Genomic DNA, 12651 nt, shown 5'->3' with positions numbered 1-12651 from the left:
CCTCTGAGACGGGTCCGGGCGCGCGGTGGTTCAACGGGCCTTGAGTCGGTCGATCAGCGTGCGGTAGTCCGTCGCGATGTCGGCCAGCAGGTCGCGCAGCTCGTCGCCGTACACCGCGGCGGCGGCGAACGCCTCGAAGGCCTCCTCGTGGGCGGCGATCTCGGACGACCCGGTCAGGGTGAGATCACCGGTCAGGGTCTCGACCACGCTCACCGTGCCGTCGTAGATGGTGAACCCGTGGAGCGGGAAGGCCGCCGCCTCCGTCTTCCAGGGGACGACGCCGAGCCGGACGTGCGGCAACGCCGAGACCTCCACCAGCCGGTCGAGCTGCGCCGGCATCAGGGACGGCGACCCCGGCCGGGTGCGCACCGCGCCCTCCGTGAGCACGAACGCGAACCGCCGGCCCTCTTCCAGGAGCACCGCCTGCGCGTCGACCCGGGCGGCCACCGCCCCGGCCGTGTCGCCCGTGTCGTCCGTGTCCGGGCCGATGGCCAGTCGCGCGTAGTCCGCCGTCTGCAGCAGTGGCGGGATCATCGCGGGGGAGAACACCGCCATCCACCGCGCGGAGCGCACCCGCGCCGCCTCGGCCGCCTCGCGCCGGGGCAGCTCACCGGGTGTCCGAAGTCGATCCTCCACACCGAGGGTTCTACCACGCGCTTGATTTGTCGCAAGCTTTGACGCATCATATTAAGACAATGCTTGCGACAAGCTGGAGGGGTCATGTCGAGCGACGCGTTATCCGGTCACGATCCGGCGGTGCGGCCGGAGGACCTGAAGATGGCGGAGATCTGGCTGACCGGCCACGGCCTGCCCGACGTCCGGCCGACGCCGCTGCTGGCCGTGCGGCTCGCGGTGCGCCGGCGGGCGCGGCTCGCCAACGCGATCCTGCCGGCCGGCCTGTTCATCGGGGCCGCTCTCGCCTACGTCTCCGGCGAATCCGGGCTGCACGCCATGGTGCCGGTGCTGATCCTGATCGTGCTGGTAATCGGGATGCTGCTGGCGCAGGCGCTGCTCGACCGGTGGGTGCGCAGGGTCGACCGGCGGGCCGGCGAGGCCCTGCCGCGCCGGACGGCTCATCTTGCCCAGCCCGGCTGGCAGGCCCTGCTCGGCCGGCCGCGCGCCGTGTTCATCGTCGCCACCTTCGCCGGCGCGACGGCGCTCGTGGTGAGCGCGCTGACCGTCCAGGACGCCGACGCGCGGTACGCGGCCCTGGTCGTGCTGGTCGGCGTCGCCGGGGCCGGCGCCGGGATCGTCCTGCAACTGCGCGACCTGCTGGCGCGTCCGATCGTCGCCGAGGACGAGGCCTCGCTGACCGCCGACGTCATCATGCGGATCGAGGACGCGCGCGAGGCCGGCATGCCGACCGTGCCGTGGTCGCTGCCGGTGGTGCTGATCTTCGGCGCCGCGCCCCTCTGGTGGAAGGTCGCGTCGATCGCCCTCGTGATCATCGGGATGATCGCGCTCGTCGTGATCACCATGCGGACGCCGTCGAGCGTGACGACGGCGCGGCGCGTGATGAGCCTTTCATGATCGTCATCGACGCGGCCTCACCCGTCCCTCCGTACGAGCAACTGCGCGCCCAGCTCGCCGGCCAGATCCACGACGGCACGCTGCCCGTCGGCTCCCGGCTGCCGACGATCCGCCAGCTCGCGGCCAACCTCGGGCTGGCCGTCAACACGGTGGGCAGGGCGTACCGGGAGCTGGAGGAGGCGGGGCTGATCGAGACCCGGGGCCGGGCCGGGTCGTTCGTGTCGGCCGCCGGCGAGGAGGGCCGCGAACGCGCCCGCCGCGCCGCCGCCGACTACGCGGCCGTGGTCGCCAGCGTCGGCATCGACCCGCACGAGGCGCTCCGCATCGTCGAGGCCGCCCTGCGCCCCACCTCACCGGCGCGGGCCTCCCCCTGAGCGTCAGGTCAGGTCAGGACGACGAGCAGGATGGTCACGCCGAGGGTGAGGTCGAGGACGGCGCAGAACTCGGCGAGCGAACGGGTCACGACCTTGTCCGCCCGCCAGACGATCACGTCCAGCACGACGTGCCCGATCAGGGCCGCGGCGACGAGGCAGCCGCCCAGGACGGGCGGCAGGGAGAGCCCGACCAGGGCGGCGCCGCCGAACACCAGCATCGCGGGGAGCTGGCCGGCCCTGAGCCCTGGCTCGCCCAGCATGCCGTTGACCAGGCCGAGCGCGGCCAGGGTGACGGCGCTCGCGACCAGCGCCGGCCACACGTCCAGGTCGAACAGCCGCAGCGCCGTCACTCCCACCACGGACATGCAGAACAACGTCCACACCACGCCCGGCTTCCCGATGACGGCGGTGGCCAGGTAGACGAGCGCGGCGAGGAACACCACCATCCCCTCGTCCCGCGCGTCTCCCATGTTCAGCGCGGAGAATGCGGCGAAGGCGAGCCCGGCCAGCGTCGGCCACCGGTGCGGCAGCGACCTGAGCAATCGGGCGGCGGGGGATACGGGTGTCTCGCTTGCGACGTGCATATCGCCGACTATCACCGCCAGGCCCGCCGCTCCTCCGGGCCCACGGCCCTACATGTCCGAATACTTGGGAATGTCGTCAGTTCGGACATGATCCAGCGCCGGGTTCGCCGCCGACGCAGAATGGCGGCATGAGAGCGATCGTGCAGGAAGCGTATGGCTCATTGGATGTCCTGAAATTACGTGACATCGACATGCCGGCGGTGAAGGACGACGAGGTGCTCGTCCGGGTGCGCGCCGCCTCCGTGCACCCCGACGTGTGGCATGTCGTGACCGGCCGGCCGTACGTCCTCCGCGTCATGGGGTCCGGGCTGCGCCGGCCGAAGGTCCGCGTTCCCGGCACGGACATGGCCGGAGTGGTCGAGGCGGTGGGCGCGGGCGTGACGCGGTTCCGGCCGGGCGACGAGGTGTTCGGCGAGACCCTGCACGGCATGCAGTGGAAGAACGGCGGCACCTTCGCCGAGTACGTCGCCGTACGGGAGGACAACCTGGCGCCCAAGCCCGGCGACGTGAGCTTCGAGCAGGCCGCGACCGTGCCCACCGCCGGGCTCATCACCCTGATGAACTTCCCGCCGGGCCCGCTGGGCGAGGTGCTGGTCAACGGCGCCGCCGGCGGCGTGGGCGGGCTCGCGGTGCAGATCGCCAAGGCCCGCGGCGCGACGGTGACGGGCGTCGAGCACACCTCCAAGCTCGACCTGGCGACCTCGCTCGGCGCCGACCACGTGATCGACTACACCAAGGAGGACTTCACCCGGCGCGGCGAGCGCTACGACCTCGTCTTCGACATCCCGGGCAATCACCCGTTCGCGGAATGCCGCCGCGTGCTCAAGCCGGAAGGCACGTACGTTCTCATCGGTCACGACCACTACGGCGCCGGGGGCCATCAGGTGCTCGGCAGCCTGCCGCGCATGATCAAGCTGATGGCCCAGTCCATGTTCCACCGGCAGCTGCCGAAACCGACCGGGTCCCCGCCGCCCAGGAAGGAGTCGATGGTCGTGCTCACGGAGCTGCTGGAGACGGGCGGGCTCACCCCGGTCGTCGACCGCGCGTTCCCCCTGGAGGAGGCTCCCGCCGCCCTCCGCTACCTGACCGGGGGCACGGCCCGGGGCCGGATCGTCGTCGTCCCCTAGCCCGGTAACGTGGGGCGAATGCGGCTTCATGTGGGTTGTGCGATGTGGACGCACGGGCCGTGGCAGGGCCGGTTCCTGCCGCATCCGCTCCCGCCGGCGGAACGGCTGCGGGCCTACGCCACCTGGTGCAACGCCGTCGAGGGCAACACGACGTTCTACGCGACACCGGCCAGGAGCACGGTGGAGACGTGGGCGGCCCAGACGGCGCCCGGCTTCCGGTTCGTGGTGAAGCTGCCCAAGACGATCACGCACGAGCGGCGGCTCTCGGGGGCCGACGAGCCGCTGCGCGAGTTCCTGGACGCGATCGAGCCGCTGGGCCCGAGGACGCACGCCCTGTGGATCCAGCTGCCCGGATCCTTCGGTCCCGGTGACCTCGGGACGCTGGCGGCGTTCCTGCACCGGCTGCCGCAGTCCTACCGCTACGCGGTCGAGGTGCGGCACAAGGCGTTCTTCGAGGACGCGCGGGCCGTCCGGTCGCTGGAAGGCGTGCTGGGCCGGGCCGGCGCCGAGTGGGTGCCGTTCGACACGGTGACGCTCTTCGAGACCCCGCCGGCCACCGACGCCGAGCGCGACGCCTGGGTGAAGAAGCCGCGGGTGCCGCGCCGGTCGGCCGCGCTCACGGACCGGCCGATCGTGCGCTACCTGGGCCGCGACGACGTCGACCGTACGGTGGAGGGGTGGGGCCACTGGCTCGGCGTGGTGACGGAGTGGCTGCGTGAGGGCCGCTCGCCGACGGTGTTCGTGCACACCCCCGACAACGCCGAGGCCCTGGAGCTCGCCCGCCGCTTCCACGACGCCGTGCGCGCCCGGCTGCCGCAGGTGGAGCCGCTGCCCGAGCCTGTCCCTGCCGAGCCGCCGACGCTGTTCTGATCAGCTGTGTACGGGTCTGGTGAGTACGGCGAGTTGCTGGAGGCGGCGCGCGGCGGCGACGAGAGGGCGTTCGGCAGCCTCGTCGGCCCGTTCCTGGACGAGCTGCGCGCCCACTGCTACCGGATGCTCGGCTCGGCGCACGACGCGGAGGACGCCGTGCAGGAGACGCTCGACCGGGCCTGGCGGAGCATCGGCCGGTTCGAGGACCGGGACGGCTCGCTCCGCCCGTGGCTCTACCGGATCGCGACGAACCGGGCGTTGACCCTGGCCGAGCGGAGAGGCCGCCGGGAGCTGCCCGCGGACCTGCGGCCCGGGATGACCGAGGTGGCGTGGCTGGAGCCGTACCCGGACCGGCTGATGGGCCCGGAGGCGCGGGCCGTGGAGCTGGAGAGCGTGGAGCTGGCGTTCGTGGCCGCGCTGCAGCACCTGCCCCCGGTGCAGCGGGCCGCCCTGCTGCTGCGCGACGTGCTCGGCTACACCGCCGCCGAGACGGCGGGCCTGCTGGACACGACGGTCCCGGCCGCCAACAGCGCGCTGCAACGCGCCCGCAAGGCCGTGACCGGCCTGCTGCCCGGTACGACGCAGCGGCGCGAGCTGGGCGCCGGCGGGCAGCGGGAGCTGGCCAGGCGGTACGCGGCGGCGTGGGAGGCGGGCGACGTCGAGGCGATCGTGGCGATGCTGACCGAGGACATCAGATACTCGATGCCGCCGCGGATCGAGTGGTACGCGGGCCACGACGCCGTCCGCGGCTTCCTCATGGAGGCGGCGCGCCGGGAGCGCTGGCGGTTCGTGCCGGCGCGGGCCAACGGTCAGCTCGCGTTCGGCACGTACCGCTGGGACGGGACCGCGTACGTCCCCGGCGGGCTGGACGTGCTGGCCGTGCGGGACGGGCGGGTGGCCGAGGTGGTGTCGTTCCTGGAGGCCGACCTGACCGCGTTCGGGTTGCCGGCCGAGCTGCGATGAGTTTCCCGGTCCGGCCGGGTTGTACGGGTGAGAAGACCATCCGACGAAAGGCCGGAGCTCATGCGTACCGATGACCAGCGGATCAGGGAACTCGTGGAGCGGTGGGCGCGCGCCGCGCACGCCGGCGACCTGGACGGGGTGGTCGCCGACCACGCCGACGACATCGTCATGTTCGACGTGCCGCCGCCCTACGAGGGGGTCCGCGGCATCGACGCCTACCGGCGCACCTGGCCGGAGTTCTTCACCTGGCAGGCGGCGGGGGCCACGTACGACATCGTCTCGCTGGAGGTGACGGCGGGCGAGGACGTCGCGTACGCGTACGCGCTGCTGCGCTGCGGGATGCCGGACGACGACCCGAAGGTCCTGCTCCGGCTCACGTTCGGGCTGCGCAAGGAGGGTGGGCGGTGGGTGGTGGCGCACGAGCACCACTCGTTCCCGGTGGGCGCCGGGGCTTGAATCGAATCAAGCATCAACCCTGAGCGTAAGCGAGGGCTTCCCCCTGGGCTTGTGCGGTAGAAGGAAGAACGTTTTAATCCTCCTCTGAAGCACCGACAGGAGGAGGAGCCTTGATCGGCTATGGCGGCGACTGGAATCCGGAGCAGTGGCCCGAGGAGATCTGGGCCCAGGACGTCGCCCTGATGCGCGAGGCCGGCGTCAACCAGGTCAGCGTCGGCATCTTCTCCTGGGCGCTGCTGGAGCCGGTCGAGGGCAGGTTCGAGTTCGGCTGGCTGGACCGGGTCCTGGGCCTGCTCGCGGACAACGGCATCGGCGCCCTTCTCGCCACGCCGACCGCCTCGCCGCCGCCCTGGTTCGGCCACGCCTACCCCGAGGCGCTCCCGGTGGACGCCGACGGCCGGCGGCTCCACCACGGCAGCCGCCAGGGCTTCTGCCCCAGCTCGCCGATCTACCGCGACAAGGCCCTGCGCGTGGTGGAGCGGCTCGGCGAGCGCTACCACGGGCACCCGGCGCTCAGGTTGTGGCACGTGCACAACGAGTACGGCTGCCACAACGCCCGCTGCTACTGCGACGCCTCCGCCGACGCCTTCCGCGCCTGGCTGCGCGGCAGGCACGGGACGCTGGACGCGCTCAACGACGCCTGGGGCACCGCCTTCTGGTCGCAGCGCTACAGCGCCTGGGAGCAGATCCTGCCGCCGCGCGCCACCCCGTCGTTCACCAACCCGGGGCAGCAGCTCGACTTCCGCAGGTTCAGCTCGGACGCGCTGCTCGACCTCTACCGCGCCGAGCGCGACCTGCTCGCCGGGCTGTCGCCGGACGTGCCGGCCACCACGAACATGATGGCGGGCGCGCACTGGGACATGGACTACTGGTCCTTCGCCAAGGAGGTGGACATCGTCTCCACCGACCACTACCTGATCGGCCCCGACCCGCACATCGACCTGGCGTTCGCCGCCGACTACGCCCGCTCGCTCGGCGGCGGCCGGCCCTGGCTGCTGATGGAGCACTCCACCAGCGCGGTCAACTGGCAGCCGGTCAACCGCGCCAAGCGCCCCGGCGAGCTGCGCCGCAACTCGGTCCAGCACCTGGCCAGGGGCGCGGACGCGATCATGTTCTTCCAGTGGCGGGCGTCCAGGGCGGGGGCCGAGAAGTGGCACTCGGCGATGCTCCCGCACGCCGGCACCGGCACGAAGATCTGGCGCGAGGTGACCGCCCTCGGCACGCTCCTCGGCGCCGCCGCCGAGGTGGCGGGCAGTACGGTCGAGGCCGACGTCGCGATCCTGCTCGACCACGCGAGCGTCTGGGCGCAGGACCACCCGGCCCAGCCCACCACCGAGCTGAAGCCGGTCGAGGTGATCAAGAGCTGGTACGCCGAGCTCTGGAAGCAGGGCGTCACCTGCGACGTCGTCCACCCGGAAGCCGACCTGTCCGGCTACCGCCTGGTCCTGGCGCCCTCGCTCTACCTGGTCAGCGACCACGGCGCCGCCGGTCTCGAACGCTTCGTGGCCGCCGGCGGGACCGCCCTGGCCGGCCCGTACAGCGGCATCGTCGACGAGCACGACCGCGTCAGGCTCGGCGGCTACCCGGGCGCCTGGCGCGACCTGTTCGGGGTGACGGTGGAGGAGTTCTTCCCGCTGGAGCCGGGGGAGAGCGTCACGCTGTCGGGCGGCGGCACCGGGACCGTGTGGACCGAGACCGCGCACACCACCACCGCCAAGGTGCTCGACACGTACGCCACCGGCGAGCCCGCCTGGACCCGCAACGCCTGGGGCGACGGGACGGCCCACTACCTGACCACCGTGCTCTCGGGCGACGACCTGGCGGCCGTGCTCCGCACGGTCTGCGACGAGGCGGGCGTCACCGCCCCGGCGGCTCCCGGCGTCGAGCTGGTGCGGCGAGCCCACCCGGACGGCCCGGCCTACCTGTTCGCCATCAACCACACGGGCGCGGACACGACGGTCGACGCCACCGGCACCGACCTGGCCACCGGCGACCCGTTCACCGGCGAACTCCCCGCGGGTGAGGTGCGGATCATCCGGCTCACGCCCGCCGGATAGCCCGTGGGAGGATCACGCGCGAACCCCGGGCGGATCCGGGGCGTCCTACACACGTGGACGGACAACGGGAGGCTGTCGTGAAGTTCGTGAGCGTGCTGGGCGCCGTGGCGCTCGTGGTCACCGCCGTACCCCCGGCGCAGGCGGCGGAGCGGACGGGGCCGGTGAGCGGGGCCGCCGTCTACGCCCGCTACGACGACGGCTACCGGATCGCCCACCACCGCCCGGGCTCCGGCCTGAAGACGCTGGCGGAGCTGAAGAACAGCGTGCAGTTCGCGGCCTCGCCCGACGGGCGGAAGGTCGCCTACGTCGCGGGCGGCGCGTTGCGGGTGCGCGACGGCGGCAAGGTGACGACCGTGGCACGCCGGGTGCAGGACGGCACGCCGTGCCTGACCCCCGCCTGGTCGCCCGACTCCCGGCGGGTCGCGTACGTGACGGGCTCGAAGGTGCGGGTGACCGACGGGCGGACCTCCAAGGTTGTGGGGAAGACGCGGGGCGTGTGCCACCTGACCTGGTCGCCCGACGGCCGCTACCTCGCCGGATACGCCGGCACCACCGACGGCGTCTACCGCCTCGACGTGAAGACGGGGAAGTCGGTCAGGGTCAAGGGCGTGAAGCTGGCCAACCATGTGCAGAGCCTGTCGCCGGGCGGCCGCTACGTGGTGGTGCGGACGCTCGGCCCCGACGACCCGGGCGGTGACGGCGGCTGGCCGGTGTGGTTCACGCCGACGGTGGTCGACACCGTCACCGGGCGCCGGGTGCCGATCCCGGTGAAGAGGGCGATCGGCGCCTTCTACTTGGCGGACGGCCGGCTGGTGGTGCGGGTGCGCGGGCAGGCCGCCAACACCTGGGCCGTGCTCGACCGGCGGGGCCGCGTCACCGAGCGGCTGACCGAGCCGTCCGCGGCCAGGGAACAGTCGCTGCTCCAGGTGCTCTGACCCCTGCCGGTGGATGATCTCTTCCAGTAGCATCGGCGGACGTGTCGGTCGTGCGCGGTCCCGTCCTCCTCTCGTACGTCGCCTTCGTCCTGGTCGGGGTGAGCGCCGGGGTCGCGGGGGTGCTGCTGCCCACGCAGATCGCCGACTACGGCGTCGACATGGCGACGATCGGCATCACGTTCTTCACCTTCTCCGCCGGTTACCTGCTGGCCGGGTCGACGTCCGGGACGCTCGTGCAGCGGTACGGGACGCGGCTGGCGCTGCTGGCGGGCGCGGGCTCGTTCGTGCTGTCGGCGTTGGTGCTGGGGGCGCGGCCGTCGTTCCTGGTGTTCGTGGCGGTGCAGGTGGTGGCCGGTTACGGGACGGGGCTGCTGGAGGCGGTGCTCAACGCGTACCTGGCGGGGCTGCCGTCGGCGACCACGCTGCTCAACCGGCTGCACGCGTTCTTCGGCGTCGGCGCGCTGGTGGGGCCGCTGCTGGCGACGTGGATGCTGACGTTCGCGCCGTGGAACGCCGTGTGGCTGGTCCTGGCCGGGCTGTTCGCGCCGCTGACGGTGGCGTTCGGGCTCACGTACCCGAAGGAGGCGGCCGCGTCGCAGGAAGAGGGGGCGCGTAGCGGGCTGCTCGGCACGGCGCTGCGCTCGCCCGCGGTGGTGCTGGCCTGCGCCTTCCTCGCCGTGTACGTGGGGCTGGAGACGGCCGTGGGCAACTGGGGGTTCACGTTCCTGGTGGACGAGCACGCCCAGGCCGCCGAGGTGGCCGGGCCGATGGTGAGCGGCTACTGGCTGGGGCTGACCGCCGGGCGGTTCCTGATCAGCCCGGTCGCCGCCCGGCTCGGCTGGACCACGGCGGCCATGGCGTACGCGTGCCTGGCCGGGATCGCGGCGTCGGTGGCGCTGATCTGGGCGGCCCCGGCCGGTCTGGTGGCGGGCGCGGGGCTGGCGCTGCTCGGGTTCTTCCTCGGGCCGGTGTTCCCGACCGCGATGGCGGTGGTGCCGAACCTCACGGAGGCCAGGCTGGTGCCCACCGCCATCGGCGTCATGAACGGCGTGTCGGTCGTCGGCGGCGCGGTGTTCCCGTGGCTGGCCGGGGCGGTCGCCGAAGGCGTCGGCGTGTGGACGCTCATGCCGTTCTCGCTCACGCTGGCCCTGGTCCAGCTGGCGATCTGGCGCCTGCTCATGGCCCGGACGCGCTGACCGCTCACCTCGGCCGGCGGGCCTCCTCGGGCCCGTACTTCTCGTGGACCCGCCGCAGCATGTCCATCAGCTGCTCGTCCTCGCGGATCTTCGCCCGGTACTTCTCCGGCAGCCTGCGCAGCTCCTCCTCCTCGTCCTGGAGCCTGCGGTAGAAGTAGGCGCACTCCTCCGGGGAGCACTCCTCGTCCAGGAGCCTCGTGGCGTAGCGGCGGGTGGCCGAGGACATGTTCTGCGCCCGGCCCTTGGTGCTGGCCAGCGAGGCGACGACGGTGATCACCAGGAGGGTGACGATCACGATCAGGGACAGGCCGGTGGGGATCTCGACCACCGGGACGGGCTCGCCGTCGTTGATGAACGGCACGTTGTTCTCGTGCAGGGCGTGCAGGAAGAGCTTGACGCCGATGAACCCGAGGATCGCGGCGAGCCCGTACGAGAGGTAGATGAGCCGGTCGAGCAGGCCGTCGATGAGGAAGTAGAGCTGACGCAGGCCCAGCAGGGAGAACGCGGTGGCGGTGAAGACCAGGTAGACGTTCTGGGTGAGGCCGAAGATGGCCGGGATGGAGTCGAGCGCGAACAGCAGGTCGGTGCCGGCGATGGCCACCATGACGAGGAGCATCGGCGTGAGGACGCGCCTGCCGTTCTCGACGGTGGTCAGCTTGTCGCCGTCGTAGTGCTCGGAGGTCGGCAGGAAGCGCCGGGCCAGGCGGACCACGAAGTTGTCGCCCCTGTGGCTCTCCTCGCTCTCCGGTCTGACCAGGTGTCCGGCGGTGAAGAGCAGGATCAGGCCGAAGATGTAGAACACCCAGGCGAACGTGTTGATCAGCGTCGCGCCCAGGAAGATGAACCCGGTCCGCGCCACCAGCGCGAACGTGATGCCGAACAGCAGCACCTTCTGCTGGTCGGCCCTAGGCACCCGGAAACTCGCGATGATGATCAGGAACACGAACAGGTTGTCGACCGAGAGCGCCTTCTCCGTGACGTAACCGGCGAAGTATTCGGCCCCCATGTCGCCGCCGCCGAAGACCCACACGCCGAGCCCGAACACGACGGCGATGCCCACGTAGGCGGCCGACCAGGCCGCGGCCTCCCTGAGCGTGGGGATGTGCGCCTTGCGTACGTGGAAGACGTAGTCGAACAGCAGGAGGCCGGCGATCCCGAGGACCGTCAGCCACCATATGAGCGCCGGCACATCCACGTAGGCCCTCCAGATTCCGGACAGAGATCCTTCTGTTACCCCTCGCCGGAGAACTCACGCATCAGGCGATGCAGAGCTCGTTGCCCTCCGGGTCGATGATCGTCACCCACCGGGTGGGGCCCTGCCGCCCCTCGTGGAGCACCTTCGCACCCTTGCCGACCAGCCGCTCCACCTCGGCGTCGATGCTGCCGGCCCCGGCGCGGACGTCGAGGTGGATCCGGTTCTTGACCCTCTTCCGCTCCGGCACGAGCTGGAACAGCACGCGCGGGGCGCGCTCCAGCCCGCCCGGGTGGCGGATCGCGGTGCCCTCCTTCCACACCAGCGCGCCCTTGTGGAACCCGGTGTCGGCCTCGGTGGCGTGGCCCTGCACGATCTGCCGGCGGATGAACGCCTCGTCCTGCCGCTCGACCTGCCAGCCCAGGGCGTCGGCCCACCAGTCGGCCAGATTGTGCGGGTCCTGTGAGTCGATGACCACCTGGATGTCGTGCGCCATGTGCCGATCCTAATAAGGTCTTTTCATCATGACTTCGGTACGCCGCTCCGGGATCGCACCATGAACGAACCATGGCAGGAAATCGGCGATCAGGTTTACGTCCGCCGCCACGAGTCCTATGACATGAACGTGGGCCTGGTGGTCGGCGACGGCCAGTGCCTGGTCCTCGACACGGGGATGTCCCACCGGGAGGCGGCCGACCTGGTCGCCGCAGTCCGCCGGGTCACCGGCAGCCCGTGGACGGTCGTCAACACGCACGCGCACTTCGACCACTACTTCGGCAACGCGATGTTCGGCCCGGCGGAGATCTGGGGACACGTCCGCTGCGCCGAGGAGATCGAGCTGCGCGGGGCCCACCACCGGGCCGGCGTGGTGGCCGCGCTCGGCGAGGAACGGCGGGCGGAGCTGGAGGAGGTGCGGATCGTGCCTCCCGACCACGTCTTCACCACGGCCGCCACGCTCGACATCGGCGGCCGGATCGTCCACCTGCGCCATTTCGGGCTCGGCCACACCTCCGGCGACATCGCGGCGCACGTGCCCGACGCGGGCGTGGTCTTCGCGGGCGACCTGGTCGAGGAGGGCGCGCCGCCGGCGTTCGGCGACGCGTACCCGCTCGACTGGCCCGGCACCACGGCCAGGATGCTGCGCGACATGCGCGAGCAGGTGTACGTGCCGGGCCACGGCGCGGTCGTCGGCCGCGACTTCGTGATCGGGCAGCACGAGGAGCTGTCGGTGGTGGCCGAGCTGGCCCGCCGCGCCCACGTGGAAGGGCTGCGCGACCTCATCGGGAAGTTCCCCTATGACGAGGACGTCACCCGTACCGCGATCGGCAGGGCCTTCGCGCAGCTCGACGGAGAGCTTCCCTGAAGAC

Annotated in this window: 14 protein-coding genes; 10 read left to right on the top strand and 4 right to left on the bottom strand. The window is 71.9% G+C overall.

What is annotated here, in order from left to right; all coding sequences use genetic code 11:
- Positions 1 to 30: 30 nt before the first annotated feature.
- Positions 31 to 636, bottom strand: coding sequence for a DUF5753 domain-containing protein (locus FR742_RS36585; RefSeq protein ID WP_148035844.1), 606 nt, complete (start codon positions 634 to 636; stop codon positions 31 to 33).
- A gap of 84 nt (positions 637 to 720) precedes the next feature.
- On the opposite strand from FR742_RS36585, the gene FR742_RS36580 reads away from it, so the two are divergent.
- Together FR742_RS36580 and FR742_RS36575 are read left to right on the top strand one after the other, a co-directional pair.
- Positions 721 to 1530, top strand: coding sequence for a hypothetical protein (locus tag FR742_RS36580; protein WP_222709247.1), 810 nt, complete (start codon positions 721 to 723; stop codon positions 1528 to 1530).
- Positions 1527 to 1904, top strand: a complete 378-nt coding sequence (locus tag FR742_RS36575) for a GntR family transcriptional regulator (protein ID WP_148035843.1) — start codon at positions 1527 to 1529, stop codon at positions 1902 to 1904. The genes FR742_RS36580 and FR742_RS36575 overlap by 4 nt, the downstream gene beginning before the upstream one ends.
- Before the next feature lie 8 nt (positions 1905 to 1912).
- On the opposite strand, the gene FR742_RS36570 is transcribed toward FR742_RS36575, so the two are convergent.
- Complete coding sequence (locus FR742_RS36570; RefSeq protein ID WP_148035842.1) at positions 1913 to 2488, bottom strand: hypothetical protein; 576 nt, start codon at positions 2486 to 2488, stop codon at positions 1913 to 1915.
- Positions 2489 to 2616: 128 nt separating this feature from the next.
- On the opposite strand from FR742_RS36570, the gene FR742_RS36565 reads away from it, so the two are divergent.
- The 7 genes from FR742_RS36565 (at position 2617) to FR742_RS36535 (ending at position 10092) form a co-directional block, all read left to right on the top strand.
- Positions 2617 to 3615, top strand: coding sequence for an NAD(P)-dependent alcohol dehydrogenase (locus FR742_RS36565; RefSeq protein WP_148035841.1), 999 nt, complete (start codon positions 2617 to 2619; stop codon positions 3613 to 3615).
- A 42-nt stretch (positions 3616 to 3657) separates the two neighbouring features.
- On the top strand, positions 3658 to 4485 hold the full coding sequence (locus FR742_RS36560) for a DUF72 domain-containing protein (protein ID WP_222709246.1): 828 nt from the start codon (positions 3658 to 3660) through the stop codon (positions 4483 to 4485).
- 6 nt (positions 4486 to 4491) lie between these two features.
- Positions 4492 to 5448 (top strand): RNA polymerase subunit sigma-70, encoded by a 957-nt coding sequence (locus FR742_RS36555; RefSeq protein WP_261808981.1) that lies wholly within the window; start codon positions 4492 to 4494, stop codon positions 5446 to 5448.
- 60 nt (positions 5449 to 5508) lie between these two features.
- The gene (locus FR742_RS36550) at positions 5509 to 5904 is read left to right on the top strand and encodes a nuclear transport factor 2 family protein (RefSeq protein WP_148035839.1); all 396 of its coding nucleotides are present in this window, start codon (positions 5509 to 5511) and stop codon (positions 5902 to 5904) included.
- A 110-nt stretch (positions 5905 to 6014) separates the two neighbouring features.
- The gene (locus FR742_RS36545) at positions 6015 to 7961 is read left to right on the top strand and encodes a beta-galactosidase (protein WP_222709245.1); all 1947 of its coding nucleotides are present in this window, start codon (positions 6015 to 6017) and stop codon (positions 7959 to 7961) included.
- A 77-nt stretch (positions 7962 to 8038) separates the two neighbouring features.
- Positions 8039 to 8896 carry a PD40 domain-containing protein gene (locus tag FR742_RS36540; RefSeq protein WP_148035838.1) on the top strand — a complete coding sequence of 286 codons (858 nt, stop codon included), beginning with the start codon at positions 8039 to 8041 and terminating at the stop codon, positions 8894 to 8896.
- 41 nt (positions 8897 to 8937) lie between these two features.
- The gene (locus FR742_RS36535) at positions 8938 to 10092 is read left to right on the top strand and encodes a sugar MFS transporter (RefSeq protein WP_148035837.1); all 1155 of its coding nucleotides are present in this window, start codon (positions 8938 to 8940) and stop codon (positions 10090 to 10092) included.
- 4 nt (positions 10093 to 10096) lie between these two features.
- Here the strand turns inward: FR742_RS36535 and FR742_RS36530 are convergent, their stop codons facing one another.
- Together FR742_RS36530 and FR742_RS36525 are read right to left on the bottom strand one after the other, a co-directional pair.
- Positions 10097 to 11287, bottom strand: a complete 1191-nt coding sequence (locus FR742_RS36530; RefSeq protein WP_148035836.1) for a TerC family protein — start codon at positions 11285 to 11287, stop codon at positions 10097 to 10099.
- A 61-nt stretch (positions 11288 to 11348) separates the two neighbouring features.
- Complete coding sequence (locus FR742_RS36525) at positions 11349 to 11780, bottom strand: VOC family protein (RefSeq protein ID WP_148035835.1); 432 nt, start codon at positions 11778 to 11780, stop codon at positions 11349 to 11351.
- Positions 11781 to 11840: 60 nt separating this feature from the next.
- Here FR742_RS36525 and FR742_RS36520 point away from each other — a divergent pair, with 60 nt between their 5' ends.
- Positions 11841 to 12647: an MBL fold metallo-hydrolase gene (locus tag FR742_RS36520; protein ID WP_148035834.1), complete on the top strand. Its 807-nt coding sequence runs from the start codon at positions 11841 to 11843 to the stop codon at positions 12645 to 12647.
- The last annotated feature ends 4 nt before the right edge of the window (positions 12648 to 12651 follow it).

The sequence above is a fragment of the Nonomuraea sp. C10 genome (assembly GCF_008017515.1).
GTDB lineage: Bacteria > Actinomycetota > Actinomycetes > Streptosporangiales > Streptosporangiaceae > Nonomuraea > Nonomuraea ferruginea.
This window is presented reverse-complemented; position numbering and strand designations above follow the sequence as displayed.